Here is a 1250-nt window from a genome sequence, read left to right as displayed (position 1 = left end):
CACGACCACGTTACCAAAGTGGTAAAAGGTCTGGAATACCGCTTACGCAACACCAAAATGGTGCGAATCAAAACTGCTAGTATGGCAGGAGCCATTCCGATTATCATAAACAGTAATAAGAAGAGTAGATCCCAAACCGGTAGCGTACCTCTTAAAGCAAAGTGCGTGGCTGTGCCGTGTTTCACAGACTTTACTATCGGGAGGCCTTGGTGGGAGGACAAAAACCGTGGACCACTCCGAAGGACCGAAAACCAGGGTTCAGGATACTATAATCAACGGCCTGATAACTAGAATACTCTTAAATAAAATTGTTCTGGAAAAAATTAAGAAGGATTCGCGCATCTTTCTGAAGAGGTAGTGATTATACATAGCATTACGTAAAGATATAGATATAACTAGTCAATATAGATAGATTTACTATAAACATATATGTATATCACTTGTTGATAGTATAGGAAAAAAGGCTTGTACAGATCACTCACAAAAATGCATTTGTAAAAATCGACTCATGTATTAGATATCATGTACACTATATTATAAATAAAAGATGTGGCCTCTGCCCAAACAATCAAATCAATATAGAACAATACACACAAGAATATTTACTCAACGCCAGTAACAAATTCATGACGACAAACCAACTTCACAAACTCAAAGCCCTTTTGGACAAAAAACCACTATTCACCTCAGGCAGAGTCTTTAAACAATTTATCTGTGGAGCCATCTCCAACACACTATACTATACACTTCGCCAAGCCCTGGACAACACATCATCAGTTTATAAACTACTGAAACAAATCACATTACACATCAAAACAATTTTTTGGGAAATTTGGAAAACAAGATGCGAAGATTTCCAAAACTGGAAAATAACCAAAGGAATCACAAGAAAAAAGGAAAAAGCACATAAATACCAAAAACAAACCATCGATTCCTTTTGGAAAGAACAAAACGAAACCACTAAAAATAAGTGGACAACACTAGTAAACATAACAATTAATAATTTTTTAAAATTCAATGTTAAAACCTTCAATCTTTTCAAGATTAATTTGTGCGCTAGTTATGCCTTGGCATGTTAGTTCTCCCTAGTTGGAGTGGCAACAAGCCGCACGGTAGTTTAGGCTTCCTTGTAATTTTCTAGTAATAGAAATCTTAGTGAGCTTCATTTATCCTTAGGTTTATCCACAGATCCATGTTTTCAATATATGTATAATATATATGTATAACAAATATTCATCTGATATAAATAA

Annotated in this window: 2 protein-coding genes; one reads left to right on the top strand and one right to left on the bottom strand. The window is 35.1% G+C overall.

Annotation, left to right across the window (positions count from 1 at the left end):
* Window positions 1–185 (bottom strand): hypothetical protein (locus ACQR30_RS09820; RefSeq protein WP_429734524.1); only part of this gene is annotated, 185 nt, incomplete at its 3' end.
* A 441-nt stretch (window positions 186–626) separates the two neighbouring features.
* Between ACQR30_RS09820 and ACQR30_RS09815 the strand changes: the two genes are divergently transcribed.
* Window positions 627–1079, top strand: a complete 453-nt coding sequence (locus ACQR30_RS09815) for a hypothetical protein (protein WP_429734522.1) — start codon at window positions 627–629, stop codon at window positions 1077–1079.
* The last annotated feature ends 171 nt before the right edge of the window (window positions 1080–1250 follow it).

Source organism: Arachidicoccus sp. (assembly GCF_050436765.1).
Classification (GTDB): Bacteria; Bacteroidota; Bacteroidia; order Chitinophagales; family Chitinophagaceae; genus Arachidicoccus.
This window is presented reverse-complemented; position numbering and strand designations above follow the sequence as displayed.